This is a genomic window from Microcoleus sp. B3-D2, from assembly GCF_036705345.1.
GTDB lineage: Bacteria > Cyanobacteriota > Cyanobacteriia > Cyanobacteriales > Microcoleaceae > Microcoleus.
In genome coordinates this window covers 47931-68910 of the sequence record NZ_JAUBUG010000024.1, presented here as the reverse complement: position 1 = coordinate 68910, position 20980 = coordinate 47931, and the positions used below count along the sequence as shown (strand labels likewise).

Genomic DNA, 20980 nt, shown 5'->3' with positions numbered 1-20980 from the left:
TGTCCGTTGTTAGTTGTTGACCTATATTATTAATCTCTCTCTCTTCTCTTCCTCTGCGTTCTCTGCGTCCTCTGCGGTTAAATCATTCCGATGCAACCGGAATTGATAGGACAACCGACAACTGACAACGAACAACTGACAACTGACTATTGCAGCGGCAAAAATACCGTCATCACCTCACCCTTTTGGGGCCGCTGGCGAATTACCAACTTCCCGCCAGCAGCCCGAAATAAATTTTTAGTCACGCTCAAATTTAAACTCAAACTTCCCGTCTCCGGCTGCACCATCAACAAAGGCCCGATCGATCGCAAAGGACCATTTGCCTTAGCTGCAAAAGTCGATGCGCCATTATCTTCAGGTAGGTGTTCCGATTCCAACTGCAACTTTAATTGATCGCCCGCCAATGTCACCTCCACCTGAATGCGACTCCCCGAGGGCAAAGTTCGAGTAAAATTCTCAATCAAGTTAGTTAAAACCTGATCCAACATCGTCGGATCGCTGACTACCGCCGGCAATTTTTTCGGCACAATAACTTCCAAAGTGTGGTTTCGCACAGTCGCCTGTTTTTGCCAGCGGGGAATGCTATTTTGCAGCACTTCACCTAGGGACATTGCTGTTAGCTGCACGCCCGAATTTTTAGCTTGCGACATTTCCAATTCCACGGCGCGGAAAATTAAACCGAAGCGATCGATCTGAGCGGTACACTCAGCATCAATCATTTCCAAACGCTTGACCACCACCGGATCGAGTTTGGGGCGCTTCAGCAGCAGCCGAGTCAGCGTGCGAATGGTAGCCAAAGGAGTGCGGACTTCGTGGGCGATCGCCTGTAGCAATTCCACCTCTTTAGTAGCGAGAGGAATTGCCGATTTGCAGTTGATATCTGTAGCCGATAACTTTTTATGCCTAGAGTTAAAACCATCATCAATTCTTTCATCCTTTACCCTGCCTGCTTCCTCTTTCCCAACTGGCAAATTATGCAATAGCAAGCGGCTGAACTGCATCACTGTTTGATAATTTGGAGCAACAGGCAAAAACTGCTGGAACAGCGCGTCTAATTTAGTAGAATTATTAGTTAATTGGCTAACTGGTAAATTGAAGCTGCCGTCAGAATTGGCAAGCAAACTGTCGCTTTCAGTCACCCTGCGCCGCAAAACCTCCCAAGCTTTGGCGACTACTTGCGGGTCGAAAGAAAATAGAAAAGCCGGAATTCCCGCAGAATTTTCACCCAAAACCATTACCAAGCTAAAACTAGCAGTTAAAACCAAACAAAACTGCTCGTTGGCTAAGGGATCGCCACTTGCCAAAGCCAAAGCCGGGGCCGCCGCAGGCACAGATATTTGCACCTCAGCCGCCGGCAGTAAAGCTAAAGTTTGTCTCGCCCGAAAAGACCACAAAGCTGCATCGTTGTCGGGCATACTGGTAAAAATCCAATTGGCAAAGCCCGAAGCCAAAGCGGGGTCAGTCAAAACGGAAGACGGGCCCGACAAAACCAATCCCTGACAGGAATTGGGGATTGTCGATCGAGCAAATTGTCGATCGGCATCTGTTTTTTGTCCTGATTTTGGCCGATCGAGCATTTGATTCAAAGCTGCGATCGCCCCGTACCATTCCTGTTCAGCTTTCAGCCGAGAAGCCCCACGGCTTGCAGGACACCGATGGCGGTTGTTTTCTCCCGCCAACTTAGCATCAAAGAGACTCAGGTCATTTTCTTGGCCTTCGGAGGCTAAAATTTCGCTTATTGTCGGTAAAAAGTAAGTATTCACAGTTATAAACCCACCTTCGGAGGCATGAAGGGTGAAGTATTTATGTATAGGAAAGTTCAGGAGTTAGGAGTCAAGCACTAGCACGATCGAAAAATCCCGCATAACTTCTTGCACCTTCCTCCTAACTCACAGGATATCCACATTTGTCAACTAACGATATTGGCAGAACCGTACCAATAAGCCGCAATCTCCGCGCTTGGGGCGATATTTTGCACGATCGCCCTGACAAAAGTGCAAAATGAAGTAAGTTAAACACCGTGCTTTCCTTATGCCCACCTCGATCGCCGACTCTAAAAATCTGCTGTCAGACTTAATGGCACGCTACCGTCACCAAGTCGATTATCTGGCAATTCGACTGGAAGAAGCCGAAGGCACCGACATCCTGCTGCGGGGCGAAAAAATTGAAACCCTCAGCGAAGGAGTCTCAATTGGCGGCCAAGTCAGAGCTTGTCACAAAGGCGGCTGGGGCTTTGCCAGTTTTAACCGACTTTCCACCCTCGCCGAAAGAATCGAAGAAGCCATCGCCGCAGCCAAACTGATCGGGGAAGAAGAAACGATTCTGGCGCCAGTTACCCCAATACAAGACATTTGCTTGCTGCCGCTGACAGGAACAGACCCGCGTCTGGTTCCCCTAATTGACAAAAAGCAATTGTGCGATCGCTACGCGGCCATTCTCCGCAGCATTGACCCCCGCATCGCCACAATCTCCGTGCGCTACGGCGACAGCACCCAGCGCATCATCCTCGCCACCTCCGAAGGCACCATGCTCGAACAAGGTTGGGCAGACATGGAAATGCGCTTTGCCGCCACAGCCCGCAGCGGGGAAACCGTACAAACCGGCCGCGAAACTACTGGTTCCCGCAAAGCTTACGAAGATTTAACCGATCTCGACGTTCAAGTTCGCAGCGCCGCCCAGAGAGCCGTAGATTCCCTAGCCTTACCCCCCGTCCAAGGCAACACCTACACCGTCGTCATTGACCCAATTTTGACCGGATTATTCGTCCACGAAGCCTTCGGACACCTTTCCGAAGCCGACATGGCCTACGAAAATCCCGACATTTTGGAAATTATGACCCTCGGCCGCCAGTTCGGCCCCAAAAACTTGCAAATTTTCGACGGTGCAGCGCCAGAGGGACACCGGGGCAGCTATTTCTACGACGACGAAGGCACTCCCGCGACTACTACTCAGTTAATTAAAGACGGCGCTTTAGTCGGGCGACTGCACTCGCGGGAAACGGCGGGCAAATTGGGAGAAACGCCTACTGGCAATGCTCGCTGTTTGAATTATCATTATCCGCCGATCGTCCGCATGACGAATACTTGGATCGAACGGGGTGACACGCCTGTTGCTGACTTATTTTCTGGTATCAAAGAAGGAGTTTATGCGCGCAATTGGCAAGGCGGCATGACTAACGGCGAGATGTTTACTTTCAGTGCCGGCGAAGCTTGGATGATCCGCGACGGAAAACTAGACAATCCGGTGCGGGATGTTACCCTTTCGGGTAATGTTTTCAGCACTTTAGCCGATATTGAGGCGATCGGCGACGATTTCTACTGGGATGAATCCGGCGGCTGCGGCAAAGCAGGACAAAGCGGTTTGCCCGTCGGCTGCGGCGGCCCGAGTTTGCGGATTCGCGATGTCGTTGTTGGCGGTGAAGCTGCGGAAGAAGATTAAAGCTGCAAAAGTTTAAAAAATAAAGGTAAAGCGCCAGATTCCTACTCGCGCTTTACCTTTATTTTTTGATTGCAACATTTCGCGCCCGTTTGTGGTGTCTGATATTCTGACGATATTGGGCAAAAAAAACCGGAATAGCGAACAATTATGCCTTGAGTCGTCAAATACCGCTAAAAAATCGGTTTTTTGCTACGCAGTACGTAAGTCCGCAATTAATAGCTCGAAATTTTCAATTTTTCTCTTCTTCTCTCAATTTTATATTCTCCCATTATCCCCCTAATTCTCTGCAATTATCGCTTTTTTCTGGTTTATCTCCCGTCGCCTCGGTCGGGTGCCGTATTATCTTCCCCTTTATCGTACAAGGTCTGAGTGTCGGCTACGCCGGTTAAAATTTCGGGAGCAGAGTTGTCTTGAGCAAAAAAGGTCGATCGAGTTTCTAAGCTTTGAGCATTAACTGCGCCAGCAGTCAGTAACAGGCTTGACATCAGGATGGAAGAGTAAACGCGCATCATAAATTTTGGTGTTTGTATTTTCCCCTTCTTGATACGCAGTCTGCACTCTGCTATCAGGATAAAAAAAATAATTGTGACGAAATCCTCAATTAGTAAGTGACCGCACCTACAATTTTTTTGAGTTTTGGTTAAAAGCTGGTGAAATCCATCATCTAGCTCGCTTGTTCGCTGGTAATTTCTAGTTCTCTGCTACTTGCTGGCCACCAGCAGACTTCAAGACCATGTTCAAAAAAATAATGCTACTCTTCTCTGCCCGTTTTCCCAACCCTGGTAGTTATAAATCATTCCCAAATCTAAAATCTAAAATCTAAAATCTAAAATGCTATGACCCCTGGAATCCTCTTGAAACGGGCTTCCAACAAGGAAACAAAAACCGCCAATTGTAAAGTTTTACTACTTTTATGATTAACTTCATAATTTATTGAGTTGAAGCGGCAACCCGGGGATTAAAGACACAACAAGAGAGTACCTAGGCGCGCCATCAGCACCTTACATATAAATATCTTGGTGAATGAGATTCCTTAAAGCTGGCACTGCCTAATTTTTCACATTAACTTCATAAATGGTTGCTATTGTATTTTTAAATAAATTGTGAACCTTTGATTTTTTCTGATTTTTTCTGATCTTTTCCGCTCTTTTCTTCTCTGGCTTTGTGACAAGAGCGGTTACGCGCCACTCCGAAGGAGGAGTCGAAAGCGGTTGGGGAAAAAAAACCCGTTCACAAAATCGTGGAGTCAATCTCAAATCTCAACTCTCAAATCGAACAGGCGCGCAGGGAGTAAAAAAACTGGTTTTAAAACTGATATCGCGGAGTCAATCTCAAATATCAAATCTCACAGCGACTGACTTGCACATCTACCTGCAGGAATAGCGACTCAAGGGTTGACGAGTTGTCCAAAATAACATCAGCTTGTTGACACTTTTGAGCTAGCGGCAACTGAGTGTTAATGCGGGCATGAGCTCGATCGTAACTCAAGCCGTCTCGCTGCATTAGTCGTTCTAACTGCACTTCGGGTGAACAGTACACCACCCAAATTTCGGTACACAAGTCAGTCATATTAGCTTCAAACAACAGTGGCACTACTAAAACCAAAGTTAACGTGTCAGTGGGGGCGCAGAAAGCGGAGTTTTTTTCAACAATACTTCGTTCTAGCTTTTGATCGCGGTGAAAAAACTTGGTTTCTTGAGTTTTTGTACCTAAATTCTGTGTGTCCTGAGATACCGGAGTCAATGCAGCAATGCAGCTTTGAGTTTCCTCAACAAATCGGCGACGCACGTAAGGGTGAATCTGTTGTTCCAACCACTGCCGCTCCCCTGGGTTACAAAAAATAATACTTCCCAACTCTGGGCGATTTAAAGTGCCGTCGGGGAGCAAAATACCGGCGCCGTATCGTTCTACAATAGAGTCAAGTATTGGCGAACCGGGGTTCACAGCTTCGCGGGCGTAAATATCGGCATCTAAAATCGGGAATCCACAGGCATCTGCCAGATAATTAGATATAGCGGTTTTACCGGTGGCGATGCCCCCAGTTAAACCGATCAGACGGACAATTCGATCGCTCATAATTTTCTCTGTTTAAACTTCCTGTGTTTCGACACTTACTGTCAGTCTTTGCTATGTTGGTGACACAATCAAATTTAGACTTAAAATTTAAGATTTGCGATCGAGAGTTCGCGTTAGGAAGTGTCAGCATTGGGGTGCGATCGACTCTTTTTTACCTAAAATCTCAATTTTAAACTCGAATGAAGGTCTAGACCGAGGCAAACTTATGAATGCTCAACGTGCTTTGCGGTCGATTCTGGCAGCAATTCCCCTTGCTGGATTTTTGATATTAGATTTTTTCCCCAACCTGGTTTTCTTAAAAGAAAACCAGGTTGGGGTATTCGTGGCAATTTATCCCCAATCTCAAATTGCTGCGGCACAATCTATTATTTCAGCCCCAGACGGCACCGGAACCGCTGTCACCGCCCCAGGTACAGGGTCGCCCCCTCGCTACGACATTAAGGGCGGCACTCCCTCCAGAGACGGAGCAAATCTGTTCCACAGTTTTACTCGGTTCGGTCTGAATTCTGGCGAAACTGCCAATTTCATCTCCAACCCAACCGTTAAAAATATCCTCGGCCGCGTTGTCGGCGGGGACGCTTCCTTAATTAACGGTCTCATTCAAGTTACTGGCGGCAATTCTAACTTGTTGCTGATGAACCCCGCAGGGATTATTTTTGGAACGAATGCCCGACTCGACGTGTCCGGGTCTTTTTTGGCTACCACGGCTAGCGGTATCGGTTTTGACGACCGTTGGTTCAACGGTACAGGCGCGAACGACTACCCAGCCCTAGTCGGATCGCCGAATGCTTTTGTTTTTGGCTCACAGCCCGCGAGTATTGTCAATGCCGGTAACTTGGCTGTGGGAACCGGGCAAAATTTGACTTTGCTGGGCGGCACGGTCATCAGTACAGGGCAACTTTCAGCCCCGGGCGGTCAAATTACTGTGGCGGCTGTCCCGGGCGAAAATCTGGTGCGGTTCAGTCAAAACGGACTTTTGCTGAGTTTAGAAGTTTCTCCAGCAGCCGGAATGTCGGGTTCGGAAGCAGTTCCCTTCTCTCCCCAGAGTTTACCAGGGCTGCTGTCGGGTCCCGGCGTGGCTAACGCTACGGGTATAACTACGAACGCTCAAGGTGAAGTCGTGCTCACAGGCGGCCAAACAGTGCCTGCAGGTGCTGGAACTGCGCTAGTAGCGGGATCTGCGGACGTGTCTGCTACGGGGGGCGCGGGAGGAAGCGTCAACGTGTTGGGCGACAAGGTAGGACTGTTGGGAGCGAAGATTGAAGCTTCGGGGCCAGACGGCGGCGGAACGGTGCGGATCGGGGGAGATTACCGAGGCGAGGGAACTGTGCCGAAGGCCAGGATGACTTACGTGGATGGCAAAAGCTCGATCGCAGCCAACGCAACTGAATCAGGCAACGGCGGCAGAGTTTTGGTCTGGGCTGACAACACAACAGCATTTTTGGGCAGCATCAGCGCGAATGGCGTTTCTGCAACGGGAACCGCAGGTGTTGGGGGGTTTGTGGAAGTTTCTGGCAAGCAAAGATTGATTTTTAACGGTACTGTTGATACCTCTGGGACAAACGGTTTGGGGACTTTGCTGTTAGATCCAAAAAATATTTTAATTACAGATTCCCCAGAAGGTGCGGGCGATGCGTCAATAATTGCCAACAATAATATTTTGGCAACAGGAACGCTACCAGGACAGGAAAACAATTCTGAGCCTTCGCTGACTATTTCGGCTAGAGCTTTGGAAAGTATGTCGGCTACGTCAAATGTGGTTCTCGAAGCGCTCAATGATATTACAATTGCTGATTTGGCGGATAATCAGTTGAGCTTTCAAGCAACTACTGGTTCGGTAACATTGAGAGCAGATGCCGATGGCAATGGTGCGGGTGCTTTTTCGATGAATGCGGCCGATACAATTAGCACGGCTGGCGGTGCGATCGCGATTTCGGGAAATCAAATTACTGCGGGCAATTTGTCGAGTAACGGCGGAAATATTAGTTTGATCAGTCAGGGTGCGAGCGTTGCAAACGATATTTCTTCATCCAATCCTAGCACCGGAACCAGCGGGAATATTTTACTCGAAGGCCTGAACGTAACAGCCCAAAAACTTGATGCCAGCGGCCGGGAAGCGGCGGGAAATGTAACTGTGACGGCTCGGAATGTTCTGGGAGTGAGCTTCGTCGCAGGGGGCTCGGGAAACATTACTTTGACTGGTAATGAAATTAATTTCAAAGGCGAAAAAAATTCGGTCAGCGGTACTGGCTTTTTGGTACTGCAACCTTGGAGTCCCGGTCAAAATATTGCGATCGGCGGTTCTGGAGATGTCGGTACTAATATTTATTTGAATCTGACGGCAAGCGACCTCGGAAGTTTGGAAAATGGGTTTGCTGGAATTACGATCGGCCGCAGCAACGGTATCGGTTCAATTCTGATTGCCAACGATTTCACATTTTACGATCCGCTAATTATTCAATCGCCAGCGGGTTTGGGAACAATCACTACCACAAATTCCTTGACAGCGGCCGACAATGCCTCAATTACTCTCAAAGCTGACGGCAATATCAGAACCGGAAATATCACTACCAACAATCAGGAAATTCGCATCGTCAGCACCGCAGGCAATGTCACAACCGGTCGGCTACTTACTGGAACTTCCCGCACCATCAACACTTCTGTCAATTCTTCCGAAGATACAGGCAATCCGGCGGGAGATGTTAGTGTTACCGCACAGGGCACGGTGACTGCCGGGGCGATCGACACAAGGGGCGATCGCGCGGGGAATGTGACGCTGACGGGGCGCAATGGAATCACTGCAGGGGCGATCGAAGCTGGCGACTCGCAAACAGGGGGAGATATTACCCTGACAGGCAACGAAATTGATTTGAGGGGTGACAAAAATTCGATCGCCAGCAACGGCAATCTGGTGTTGCAACCGGCCGATCCAAGCCAAAACATTATAATTCAAGGTTCGGACGATACAGAAGCTCTGAACTTGACTGCTGCTGAATTGAACACTTTTCGGAATGGGTTTGCTTCGATCGCGATCGGGCGCGCTGACGGTAGCGGGGTGATCTCGATTCCTTCTGGAACGCCAAATTCAACTCCAAATTCAACGCCAGTAGCGGTGACATTTCAAGATCCGACGACGATTCGATCGCCATCGGGCAGCGGCGCGATCGTGGGAACGAGTGCGATCGTCGGCACTGATAACGCCACGATCTCTCTGATGGGCGGTACTGTAGCCGTCGGAGACGTTACCTCGACTGCGGGAATTAACATCACTACCAGTCAAGGCAAGTTGACTGCTGGTACGGTTTCATCTCGCTCAACTTCCGGGGTGGCGGGCCCTATCAATATCCGCAGCGCCGGTGCGGTAGAAACCGGCAACATCGATGCTTTTGGTGCCAGAAGCGGGGGAGATATTTCGATTGCGGCGCCGGGCCGGATCGTTACAGGGGTGATCAACTCGAGTTCGCAATCGGGAAGTGCCGGTTCGAGCCAAATTACCGGGAACAAAGATATTGAAGTTGTTTCGATCAAAGCTCGTGGCAATACCGGCGGCGATGTGGCAATCGAAGCTGGGGGAGCATTTCGGGCTGCGGGAACAGGAACGGCTGCTGAGCGCGCCCAGGTCAGCATTTCTACAGAGGGGCTGGCTCAATCGGGTTCACAGACGCTGCTGCAAAGCACTTGCCCGTCGGGAACCTGCACGGCGGCGACTGTTGGGACGGGAAACTCGAAGTCGAACACTGCCACCTCCTCAACTGCGATCGGGCCGCTGGCGATCGTGTCGAGTCCGGCACCAACTAGCAGCGTGGAACTGAAAACTACAGACAATTCTCAACAAATTGTGACTCAGGTGAGTCTCCCTCCCGCAGCGTCGGTGCCAAAGGGCAGTACCACAAATGTCTCGCCAGAACCTGCTGCTGCGTCTGTTGATGCGCGGCCCAACGAGACTGCGGCCGGCTCCTCGGTAGTGCTGTCGCCCTCGGTGTTAACAGACAATTTGGGCGCGCCTGCGACGACAGAAAACGGCAGCGTGGCAACAACTCCACAGAAGCCTGCGAGTGCGGTGAGTGCAGAAAGTATCGGGAATGTCAGGGTTCCTGAGATTTCTCGATCGAGTTCGATAGCGCAAATAAGTCCGATCGACGCAGTGCAGCAAAGGGATAGAACTCAGGGCCGGGAATTTGAACGTTACTTTGGGGGTAATCTCACTGAAAAGTCAGTCACGCAGCAAAGTATTCGAGATACTCTCAGCAGCGTCAATCGGTTGACTGGGGTTAAACCCGCGATCCTTTACGTATGGGCGAAAGAAAAACATTTAGAACTTGTGTTGTTATTGCCAGACGGCAAAAATGTTTTTAAAAGCGTGCCTGCAAGCCGCGAGACAGTGCTGCAAGTTGCTAAAAAATTCACTAATGCTATCAGAACTCCTAGGAGATTGAATGCTGCTAATTACAAGGAACCTGCCGAGCAACTTTACCAGTGGCTAATTGCACCGCTGCAACCGGAATTGGAGGCTAACAAGATTGACACTTTGGTGTTTTCGATGGATGCCGGTTTGCGAACTTTGCCTTTGGCTGCTCTTTACGACGGCAAGCAGTTTTTGGTAGAAAAGTACAGTTTGGGGCTGATTCCGAGTTTGAGTTTAACTGATACTCGCTATGCCGATGTTAAGGGTTCTGAAGTGTTAGCGATGGGTGCGTCGAATTTTCCTGCCAAATACGATCAAAATCCTTTGCCTGCAGTGCCGTTGGAAATATCGACAATTGTCGGCAAAATTTGGCCGGGTTCGTATTTTCTCAATGAAGCTTTTACTTTGGCAAATTTGAAGAACAAGCGCAATCAACCGCAATACAAAATTATTCATTTAGCTACTCACGGGGATTTTCAGCCTGGGGGGGCGGAAAATTCTTACATTCAGTTTTGGGATACTAAGTTGCAGTTGAATCAGTTGGAGCAGTTGAAGCTATCTAACCCGCAGGTGGAGTTGTTGGTTTTGAGTGCGTGTACTACGGCGGTGGGAGACGAACAAGCTGAGTTGGGGTTTGCAGGGTTGGCGGTACACGCGGGGGTAAAATCCGCTTTGGCAAGTTTGTGGTATGTCAGCGATGTCGCTACTTTGGGACTGATGACTGAGTTTTACCAGGAGTTGCGTACAGCGCCGATTAAGGCTGAGGCTTTGCGGCAAGCGCAGTTGGCGATGCTGCGGGGAGAAGTGCGGTTGCAAGATGGTTATTTGGTGCGATCGGGCAACTATGAAGCTCTGCCTTTGCCGTCGGAGTTGACCACCAGGGGCGATCGAAATTTCTCGCATCCTTATTATTGGGCTGCTTTTACCATGATCGGTTCGCCTTGGTAATTCTGAAGGAACAGGGTGCGATCGCCCCAAAAACCGGGACAGAACAAGTCGCAAAACTCGGAGGATGGGAATACCTAAAAAAGTGCGGTAACTCACACTAGAGACCGCGACATCAACATCGAAAACGGGATAAAATGGAACAAGAAAACTTAAAATAAATTAGACTGCTAGCGCCATAAATAGGGCTTGCTGAATAATCGATCACATATTGCGTGGTCTGGGTTTCGATAGCGCGAGCGAGAAAAAAGTGCAAGATAAACAGGTAAAATAGGTCAAAACCCGTGCATCACCACCTGCGAACGTGTACAGAAAAGCTGAGCTTGCTACCCACTCACCTTCCGACTTTGAACTCCCCTCCTGTGGAAAATTGTCACCAGATAACCGTTGGGTAAAAATGGCCGAACTTATCCCGTGGTCAGAATTTGAAGCAGAATATGCTAAAAACTTCCCCACAGAAATGGGGGCACCGGCCAAATCCTTTCGGATGGCGTTGGGGGCATTAATCATCAAAGAAAAACTCGGAATTAGCGATCGGGAAACAGTAGAACATATCCGTGAAAACCCGTATCTACAATACTTTATTGGTCAATCAAGCTACAGTAATGAGCTACCGTTTGACCCATCTTTATTAGTTCATTTTCGCCAAAGAATTAGTCCGAACCTAATTAATAAAGTCAACGAACGAATGGTTGAAAAAATCCGCTCCATCACGCCAGTCAAACCCGAAAAAAAAAAGGATTCGGACGCCAAAAATGAGTCACCCAATCGCGGTAAGTTGATCGTAGATGCAACGTGCGCCCCAGCCGACATTAGTTATCCGACCGACTTAGGACTATTAAACAGAGCCAGAGTTCATACAGAAAAAATCCTCGACATTCTGTATAAACAAATTAAAGAAAAAACCACTAAAAAACCAAGAACCTACCGTAATCTCGCCCGAAAAGATTACTTAGCAGTAGCCAAACAAAGACGATCCACCCGAAACAAAAGAAGACAGGCAATTAAAAAACAACTTCAGTACATCAAAAGAAACCTAGCTCATATTGAACAGCTAATCGATTTAGGTGCGACCCTAGAAGGTCTGAATAAAAAGCAATATAAAACTTTGCTAGTCCTCACAGAAGTCGCTCGCCAACAACAGTGGTTATTTGACAACGATAAACAGAGTATTGAGGATAGAATAGTAAGTTTAAGTCAACCCCATATTCGTCCTATAGTCAGAGGAAAAGCCGGGAAAAGCGTAGAGTTTGGAGCCAAACTATCAGCCAGTTGTTTTGAAGGATATGTATTTTTAGACCGGATGAGCTGGGATAACTTTAACGAATCAGGGGACTTAAAAGAACAAGTAGAAGCTTATTATAGATTTACAGGATATTATCCAGAGTCAGTTCATGCAGATCGCATTTATCGTACAAGATCAAACCGAGCGTGGTGCAAATAAAGAGGAATTAGGCTCAGTGGGCCCCCTCTAGGAAGACCCCCAGCAAAGGTGAGTAAATCAAAAAAGAAGCAAGCGTTGGAAGATGAGAGAATTAGAAATGCAATTGAGGGCAAGTTTGGGCAAGGGAAACGAAGATTCGGTCTAAATCGAGTGATGGCAAAACTTGATAATACATCTGGTACAGTTATTGCAATTAGTTTTTTGGTAATGAACCTTGCTACCTGGTGGCGTCGGCTTTTTTGTGTGTTTTTATGTCTATTTGGAAAAAGAACACCTGTTTTTGGGTTGAAGATAATCCCCAATTATAATTGGGGGGACTCGATACAGAAAAAACTTATATTTAACTTTGCTTGAATATATCGATCGCTCCTGTTCTTAGTTTGCGATCGATTATTCAGCAAACCCTAAATATTGAGCGTCTACAAGTCTTTACTAAAAAGATTTAGTTCAAATAAATTATGATAATTCGATAAAAAAGTTTCGATTACCCAACAACAATCGCTCTTGGTTATCAAGCCATAACGCTCGGCGGTGAGAATAAACTCATTGGGAGCCACGCTTTCTCCATTTTCGTCTAGCATTCTTAAGAAAATTTCATAAGGCTCTAATGAGGGGTTATAGGTAATAGAGCAAATCTTTTGGAAGTAGAGACAAAAACGATGGGTTTCTAACGCACGGCTGATTTTGGAAATCAACTGCCTCTCACCAGGTTGTCTAATTATATTAGTTCGTCATCGTCTCGACGATAAACATGAACACAGTTGCGACCTTGGCCTTTGGCAGCATAACAAGCTGCATCAGCCGCCCCCATAACCTCCATCAAATCTTGGCTGGCTTGGTTAATGCCAACAACTCCAATACTGACGCCGATGATAAAGGTTTTGCTATCCCAAATAAACCGAAACTGATGCACTAGGTCTTTGAGGTTTTCCGCAATCTGAGCTGCTTTAGAGAGGGGACATTTAGTAAGCAAAAGACCAAATTCATCCCCTCCCAAGCGAGCCAATGTGTCATTAGCGCGGACTCCATTTTGTAAAAGTGTAGTGATTTGACGCAGTAGCTCATCGCCAGCAATATGACCTGCGGTATCGTTAACGGCTTTGAACTTATCTAAATCTAAATAACAGAGAGCGTGCTGCAGATTGCTATCTTGAACAGAGGCGATCGCCTCTATTAGTCGCTGCTCAAATCCTCGACGGTTGATTAAACCCGTCAGAGCATCGTGACTGGCTTCCCAAGAGAGTTGACGAGCAAGATTGCGCGATTCGGTAACATCATGAAAGACGATGACTGCCCCAATAATTTGACCTTGGCGGTCTCGAATCGGTGCTGCTGAGTCCTTAATGGCATACTCCCTCCCATCGCGCGCAATGAGAATAGTATGGTTAGCTAAGCCCACAATTCGCTTCTCCAACAGAGCTTTGGCGATCGGATTCTCTACTGGCTTTCGCGTTACTTCATTGACAATTTCAAAGACTGTAGACAGGGGGAGTCCCTGAGCCTCATGAGCCTTCCAGCCTGTCAGTTGCTCAGCGATAGGATTGAAATATCGCACATTACCTTGAGCATTGGTAGTAATAACTGCATCACCAATCGATTGGATCGTCACTTGAGCTAGTTCTTTTTCGGCAAAGAGGGACGCTTCGAGACGTTGGCGTTCTTCCATTTCTCTCAAGAGACGTAAATTCTGCTCTTGGAGGCTTTGTTGCAACCGTCGGATGGTTAGGTGAGTTTCGACACGAGCTAATACTTCTTCGACTTGAAACGGCTTAGCAATATAATCTACCCCACCAACAGCAAGCCCCTCAACCTTATTGAAAGTTTCATTGAGAGCACTCAAGAAAATTATCGGAATGCCTGTAGTTTGCTCGTCAGATTTTAATTGTTTACAAACTTCATAGCCATCCAAATCGGGCAATTTAATATCGAGTAAGATTAGTTCCGTCCCTGGCAATTGGGCGGCTCGGAGCGCCATTTCGCCTGTTGTGGCACTGCGAACTTTATAACCATGTGCGCTCAAAGTACGGCTGAGAAGACGCAGGTTATCAGGCAGATCGTCAACAATTAATATATTGCCTCGGTAGTTTGTAGCTGGATCGCTAACCCGATCGCTAGTTCTATGGACACTCCTACTATTTTCCATACTTTTATGCTAGAGGAATATAACCCTATGAACAAGAGTATACTTGAATTATTAGGTTATTAACTCACTTGACGTAGAAAGAAGTCCTGCAATCGCAGAGTTCGAGGACTGGCACGCTGGCACAGCCCCTACAAAATCTGACTTGTTGAGGTAGGGATAATCCCCCCGGGGTTGCCCTTCTTCGTTTCGGCTAACATTAGGAGAACATTTTTTCAACCCTAGCAGCCGATTTATGAACAAGCACATTTCTTAAAGGGCAAGTCTACTCGTCATTGCGATCGGATGTCTCGTGCTGCTGGGTTGGTAATTTGACATCTCCCTACTCAAAAGTAGTTTTCCCGGTATGACATCGACGATGAAGCGGGCAATGGCAGAACTCAATCGCTAGGCACTTCAGCACTCATTAATAATTCAGGTTAGGTATGATTACACATTTTTTTGAAAGTGGAGGATTCATTCCTCACGGTCACTGCTATCTCTGGCAAACAAACTTAGTAGGATTACATATTTTATCCGATGGTTTAATCGCTTTAGCTTACTACTCCATCCCAATCATGCTAATCTACTTTGTGCGACAGCGCCAAGATACTCCATTTCAGAAAGTATTTTTGCTGTTTGGCGGCTTCATAATTGCCTGTGGTACAACTCATATCATGGAAATTTGGACGCTTTGGTTTCCTACTTATTGGCTTTATGGAGGACTTAAAGCTATTACTGCTCTGATTTCTCTATATACTGCATCTGAGCTAGTGTTTTTAATTCCATCAGCCTTAGCTTTACCTAGTCCTGCTCAACTTATTGTGGCGATTCAAGCCTTAGAGAAGGAGATCGATGAGCGCAAGCGGGCTGAAAACGAACGCAAACAAATTGAGGTGGCTTTACGAAACAGTGAAGAGCAGTTTCGCAATGCGTTTGAAAATGCGTCAATTGGAAAGGCGATCGTTTCACTTGATGGGCACTGGATTAAAGTCAATCCTGCCTTATGTCAGATTCTTGGCTACTCCTCAGAAGAGTTGTTAGCGTTAACTTTCCAAGACATTACCCATCCTGACGATTTAGACGGGGATATTAGTTATGCAAATCAACTATTAGCAGGAACCATTTCAACTTACCAAATGGAAAAACGGTATTTCCATAAACAAGGACATATAATTTGGATTCTTCTTAATGGCTCGCTAGTACAAGATGAACAGGGAAATCCACTGCATTTTATTGCTCAAATCCAAGACTTTACCGCTCGAAAAGAAGTTCAAAATACCCTAGAGCTTCAGAGTCTTATTATCCATAATATGGCAGGTGGAGTGTGTTTAATTAAAGCCTCAGATCTCACGATCGTCTACACCAATCCCAAATTTAACGCTATGTTTGGCTACACAGATGGCGAACTCGCAGGTCAACCCGTTGGTGTCTTGAATTATGTCGATAAAGAGGTTACACCAGACGCAAGCGTGCTAGATATTGTCACTCAAATTGATCAGAACGGAGAAGCAAAATATGAAGTCTACAATAAGAAAAAAGATGGAACTCTCTTTTGGTGCAGAGTTCATACATCTAGGTTTGAGCATCCTGAATACGGAACTGTATATGTTGCCGTTCAGGAGGATGTGACAGAGCTGAAACAAGCTGAGCAAGCTTTGCAAGCTACTACAAATCGCCTCAACTTTCTCCTGGACTACAGCCCCGTTGTCATTTTTAGCAGTAAACCTGGTGGCAATTATGGAGCAACGTTCATCAGCGAAAATATCAAAGATGTATTGGGCTATGAAAGCATTGCTTTTTTAGAAGATTCTGAATTTTGGGTGCATAACTTACACCCAGATGATGTAGAACGAGTAGTTAATGGCTTAGCCAATCTATTCGTCAATGATTTTTATTTCCATGAATACCGTCTTCGTCGCTCAGATGGGGTTTATCGCTGGATACTCGGTCAACTCAGACTAATTCGAGATCGTGCAGGTAGACCGGTGGAAATCTTGGGATATTTAATTGACATTAGCGATCGCAAACAAGCCGAGTTGGAACTTCAGCAAGCTAAAGAAGCAGCAGAAACAGCAAACCGAGCCAAAAGTATGTTCCTGTCCAATATGAGCCACGAACTCCGTACTCCTCTCAATGCTATTTTGGGATTTACACAATTGATGAGTTACGATCCTGTTCTGACTCCCGAACTCCAACAAGATCTGGCGATCGTCAATCGTAGCGGCACACATTTATTGGAATTGATTAACGACATTTTAGATTTATCCAAAATTGAGAGCGGACACATGACACTCTCTCTTTCTGACTTTGACATAAAAAATTTGCTGATTTCTATTGAAGAAATGTTGCAAATTAAAGCCCAGTCGAAAGGATTGAAACTAATTGTCGAGCTAGAACCGAATCTTCCCCAATTTGTGCATAGCGATGAGAAAAAACTGTATCAAGTCTTAGTCAATCTGCTCGGTAATGCGATTAAGTTTACTAATCAAGGAAGCGTCACCTTACGAGTGAAATCAGAACAGAGCGACCAAACGTCCTGTCGCCTATGTTTTGAAATTGAGGATACTGGAGTGGGGATTGCTCCAACAGAAGTTGACAGCTTATTTAAGGCGTTCGTGCAAGCTGAAGCTGGGAATAAATTGAATCAAGGTACTGGTCTAGGTTTAGCTATCAGTCAAAGATTTGTCCAACTCATGGGTAGTCAGATTCGGGTTCAAAGCACATTGAATCAGGGCAGCATTTTTTACTTTGAACTTGGGGTAAACTTACCTCAAGCAGTCTGCCTTGCCTCAGAATTGCCTAAACAAAGAGTGATTGGTATAGCTCTAGGACAACCAACTTACCGCATCCTTGTGGTTGAAGATGTAGAGGAAAATCGCCGCTTATTGGTCAAACTCCTTACCTCAGTCGGTTTTGAGGTGCGCGAAGCAACACAGGGAGTTGAAGCACTATCCCTGTGGGAAAGTTGGTCTCCACACCTGATTTGGATGGATCTACGAATGCCGATCGTGGATGGCTACACAGCTACTAAACGCATTAGAGAACACCCTCATGGACAAGAGACTGTCATTATTGCTTTAACTGCCAGCGCTTTTGAAGAAGTGCGACAGAAAGCTCTTATGGCTGGTTGTGACGACTTTATGAGCAAGCCATTTCAGGAAAGGCTCGTCTTTGACAAACTCGCTCACCACTTGGGAGTAGAGTACATCTACACAGTTGTAGGAAAAGATTCCCAAAAACTATTTGTTGATTCTTTATCTCCAGAAGATATAGCCGTGATGTCCTCTCAGTGGTTAGAACAAATGTATAAAGCTGCCTACTATGTTGATCCTGAAGTCATGAACGAGCTAATCAAACAAATTCCCGCATCTAAATCAACCCTTTCCAGTGCGCTAATTGATTGTGTGGATAACTTTAAGTATGACCAAATTGTGAATTTAATTCGACCTATGCTCCCGAATCCAGTTTAGTTATCTAGTTTAAGGACAAAGAAGCTATAGTGCTCTAAGTAGTGGCTATATCTCTAATAAACCTCTCCCATAATTCCCAATTTCTTTACCCGCTGGGTTTATGGCTGCGGGTACCTTAAAGGCTCCGCAGCCATAAACCCACGCTTAAATAAGGGCTTCAACGGTTCATCAATAATACCAAATGCGGGTTAATTCTCTCTTTTATAGATGGATAAAAAAATTACGCTACGTATTATTTTAACACACCCAATATGTGGTTTATTTTGAATAAAGACTGTCACAAACTGTAGTAAGTATGCTGTAACTAGGTTTGACCGGGTTGGGATTTGCCAGCATATAAGCTAAGATTTGCGCCAAGCCCGCTTCGATCGAAAATGAAACTCGCTTCAATTCTATTACCATCAGCCACAACTGCTATTTTAAAACTAAAATATCGAGGCTACTTTTGATGATAACGCCTTCATCTTCTTCGGAAAATTCGACGGATTTTTCTGGCTTAATGTAGAAAGGATGAAGATAAAACTCGCCTGCAAATAACAGCGGAGAAACGATCGACAAACTGATGGTTTTTTCCAGCATCTGCGGATAATCCAGCAAGTTGAAGTAACCCGCTTTAATCTGATATAGGTGTCGTTTTTGAAAGTCTGTGATTTAGGGCAACTCGTCTTGCCATTCTCTGAAAAATGGGTCGTATGTGACAAGTTGAATGCCAAAAAGTGTTTTTAATTATTCAAATGTGACATTTGTAACTGGAATTGTTTGAACCATAATTCAAGCGAGTTAATTTTATGGCTACTTATAATTTTATCAAATTTCCAGCTAATAGTATGTCTCCTAGAACGATAATAACAAAATTGGTTCGTAGTGAGGACGGAGAGTCCTAATCCAACTCGATCTGACTTGAATTACTCACTACGAAATGGTAACGGTTATTTTATTGAAGATGATATAATAAGTCAAAATAGAATTCTGCTAATTCCAAATTTTTTGCAAATTGAGAACAAATCCCGGCAAAACATTTTCCCCAGAAAGGGTGAGAGGAGATTGTAAAACTTCCACATCTTGGCCGGGGCGATAAATTTCAACTTCCCGTTTTTTGCGGTTAATCAGCCAACCCAAACGACAGCCATTTTCCATATATTCTTGCATTTTTTCCTGAGTCTTTTTCAAGCTGTCAGTTGGGGAGAGAATTTCCACAGCAAAATCGGGACAAAGCGGGATAAATTTTTCTCTTTGTTGAGGTGTTAAAGCTTCCCAGCGCGATTTTTCTACCCAAGACGCATCGGGAGAGCGATCGGCTTTATTTGGCAGAGTAAATCCTGTGGAGGAATCAAAGGCTTCACCGAGTTGGGTTTGTTCGTTCCAAAGTCCAATCTGTAAGTTGAATTTTGAGTTGCTTCTTCCCGTTTCTCCTCCGGTTGGGGGCATGACAATTAATTCTCCGCTGGCGTTGCGTTCGAGTTTCAAGTCTGGGTTTTCTTCGCACAGTTGATAAAACTGTTCTGAAGTTAGTTTGATAATGGAATTGAGGTTTAAGGTGATAGCAGTCATTGTTATTTACCTGCTGTTTGTAGGAACTTGATTAAGAATTAAAAATGGGATTAGTCATTTTTAATTCTTAATTCTTAACTTCTAATTCTACTGCAATTGTTTGATTCTGTTGAGTGCGTCTTGATAGGCGCTGGTTCTTCCGCCTTGCTTGTAAAGTTCTGCTGCTTTTTGAAAGTCGGCAATTGCTTTCGGTTGGTCTTTGTTGTCCAGGTAAGCTAAAGCTCGGTTGTAGTAAGCGTCGGCAAAACCGGGATTGGCTGCGATCGCCCGCGTGTATGCTTGAATAGCAGTGGAACCGCGAGTGGGATCGAGTTCGGGCAAGCTGGCGGTGATGAGAGTGCGGGCATTACCGATATTAAAAAACAATTCAGGGGTATATTTGGGTTTGAAAGCGAGTGCTCTGTTGAAATCCGCGATCGCCTCCCAAGCATCTCCTTGATCTAACAGCGAAAGTCCTCGAAAATAATAAGCTTGGGCATCTTGCGGATTGGCGGTGGATACCGGGCCGCTGGTTGGGGGAGTATTGTCTACTTTCAACTCGGATTTGTTGATTCCCGCCGCCACAAGCTTCCCGATAAATGTATTGATGGGAACTGCTGCGTTAAATCCGGTTTTAATCGGGGCGACTTCGCCGGAACTCGTTTGCGCGAAACCGAATTCCCCTTGTCCGTGTAAACCGATGACTCGGCCTTCCGAGTCAAAAACTGGGCCGCCACTCATGCCACTCCAAGTTACTGCCTGATACCGCAAAGTGTAACCTTCCGGGCGGTTGCCCGGGCGGCTGGTAACGAGTCCGGGAGAGAGTTCGGGTTCTCGTTCAGCGCCGAAAAGTCCGCCCGTAGCGGGATAGCCGTAAACGAAGATTTGAGTGCCGATGACGGCTTGATCGGAATCTGCGATCGTGGCGACTGGATATTCTTCGGGGCTTTCAAATTTGACTACGGCTAAATCCGGGTCAGTGTCGGCGGTTTGCAAACGGGTGACGGAGGTTGCTTGATAGTTTTTGCCTTTAGACGTGCGAACGGTGTATTTCACGTCTGCTTTTTCTACGACGTGGTTGACTGTTAAAACTGTGTAAGTTTTGCCTTTTTTGGCAATAATTACGCCAGAACCGTCTCCTAGGGAACTGTTAATTTGTACTGTCAGCGGCCCGGCAATGCTGGCGACTTCTTGGGGCGTTTTGGCGATCGCGGGTTGGCTGATGACTATGGTTAAGGCTGCCGTAGTTCCTGCTAGCAGGGTGGTTAAGGTGTCGTAACGAGAAAAATTTATATTCATGGCTATTGCTAATTAGTAGTTGGGTAGCGGGATTTCGGGAAGAAAGGGCGATCGGGGTTGGTTTGTGCTTTTTTGTGTTTAGTTTTATTACTGATTTGACGCAAAGGATCTCGGCTTTGTTCTTTAGTGATAATTTTACTCGCTTTTTTGTTCCGCGATTCGCTATTTCAATGTAGGGTGTTGATGGGCGCACCTTACTTAATCTCAATGTAGTACCCTGCCCAACTTACTTATTAAAACTAAATAATACA

The 20980-nt window shown here is 46.2% G+C and carries 12 protein-coding genes and 1 pseudogene; 4 read left to right on the top strand and 9 right to left on the bottom strand.

Translation table 11 applies throughout. The annotated features are described in order from the left end of the window. Positions 1–146 precede the first annotated feature (146 nt). Positions 147–1763 (bottom strand): HAMP domain-containing sensor histidine kinase, encoded by a 1617-nt coding sequence (locus tag QUB14_RS11685; RefSeq protein ID WP_333217125.1) that lies wholly within the window; start codon positions 1761–1763, stop codon positions 147–149. 268 nt (positions 1764–2031) lie between these two features. Here QUB14_RS11685 and QUB14_RS11680 point away from each other — a divergent pair, with 268 nt between their 5' ends. Further along, the gene (locus QUB14_RS11680) at positions 2032–3438 is read left to right on the top strand and encodes a TldD/PmbA family protein (protein ID WP_333217123.1); all 1407 of its coding nucleotides are present in this window, start codon (positions 2032–2034) and stop codon (positions 3436–3438) included. 308 nt (positions 3439–3746) lie between these two features. On the opposite strand, the gene patX is transcribed toward QUB14_RS11680, so the two are convergent. Both patX and coaE read right to left on the bottom strand, forming a co-directional pair. Then, positions 3747–3950 (bottom strand): heterocyst-inhibiting protein PatX, encoded by a 204-nt coding sequence (patX, locus tag QUB14_RS11675; protein WP_333217121.1) that lies wholly within the window; start codon positions 3948–3950, stop codon positions 3747–3749. Between the two features lie 826 nt (positions 3951–4776). Continuing rightward, positions 4777–5514 (bottom strand): dephospho-CoA kinase, encoded by a 738-nt coding sequence (gene coaE, locus QUB14_RS11670; RefSeq protein WP_333217119.1) that lies wholly within the window; start codon positions 5512–5514, stop codon positions 4777–4779. 205 nt (positions 5515–5719) lie between these two features. Between coaE and QUB14_RS11665 the strand changes: the two genes are divergently transcribed. Further along, entirely contained in the window at positions 5720–10867 is a 5148-nt protein-coding gene (locus QUB14_RS11665; protein WP_333217117.1) for a CHAT domain-containing protein, read from the top strand. Positions 10868–11168: 301 nt separating this feature from the next. After that, positions 11169–12662: pseudogene (locus QUB14_RS11660) on the top strand (IS5 family transposase). Positions 12663–12727: 65 nt separating this feature from the next. On the opposite strand, the gene QUB14_RS11655 reads toward QUB14_RS11660, so the two are convergent. Together QUB14_RS11655 and QUB14_RS11650 are read right to left on the bottom strand one after the other, a co-directional pair. Further along, positions 12728–13003: an EAL domain-containing protein gene (locus QUB14_RS11655; RefSeq protein WP_333217115.1), complete on the bottom strand. Its 276-nt coding sequence runs from the start codon at positions 13001–13003 to the stop codon at positions 12728–12730. A gap of 23 nt (positions 13004–13026) precedes the next feature. Continuing rightward, positions 13027–14451, bottom strand: a complete 1425-nt coding sequence (locus QUB14_RS11650; RefSeq protein WP_333217113.1) for a diguanylate cyclase domain-containing protein — start codon at positions 14449–14451, stop codon at positions 13027–13029. A gap of 422 nt (positions 14452–14873) precedes the next feature. Here QUB14_RS11650 and QUB14_RS11645 point away from each other — a divergent pair, with 422 nt between their 5' ends. Further along, a complete protein-coding gene (locus tag QUB14_RS11645; RefSeq protein WP_333217111.1) occupies positions 14874–17900 on the top strand; it encodes a PAS domain S-box protein in 3027 nt (1008 codons plus the stop codon). A gap of 258 nt (positions 17901–18158) precedes the next feature. Here QUB14_RS11645 and QUB14_RS11640 read toward each other — a convergent pair whose 3' ends face one another. The 4 genes from QUB14_RS11640 to QUB14_RS11625 all read right to left on the bottom strand — a co-directional run bounded on the left by QUB14_RS11640 (position 18159) and on the right by QUB14_RS11625 (position 20729). Beyond that, complete coding sequence (locus QUB14_RS11640) at positions 18159–18302, bottom strand: hypothetical protein (protein ID WP_333297200.1); 144 nt, start codon at positions 18300–18302, stop codon at positions 18159–18161. Between the two features lie 12 nt (positions 18303–18314). After that, a complete protein-coding gene (locus QUB14_RS11635) occupies positions 18315–18479 on the bottom strand; it encodes a hypothetical protein (protein WP_333217109.1) in 165 nt (54 codons plus the stop codon). Positions 18480–18872: 393 nt separating this feature from the next. After that, entirely contained in the window at positions 18873–19451 is a 579-nt protein-coding gene (locus tag QUB14_RS11630; RefSeq protein ID WP_333217107.1) for a Uma2 family endonuclease, read from the bottom strand. Positions 19452–19538: 87 nt separating this feature from the next. Further along, positions 19539–20729: a tetratricopeptide repeat-containing serine protease family protein gene (locus QUB14_RS11625; protein ID WP_333217105.1), complete on the bottom strand. Its 1191-nt coding sequence runs from the start codon at positions 20727–20729 to the stop codon at positions 19539–19541. Positions 20730–20980 lie beyond the last annotated feature (251 nt).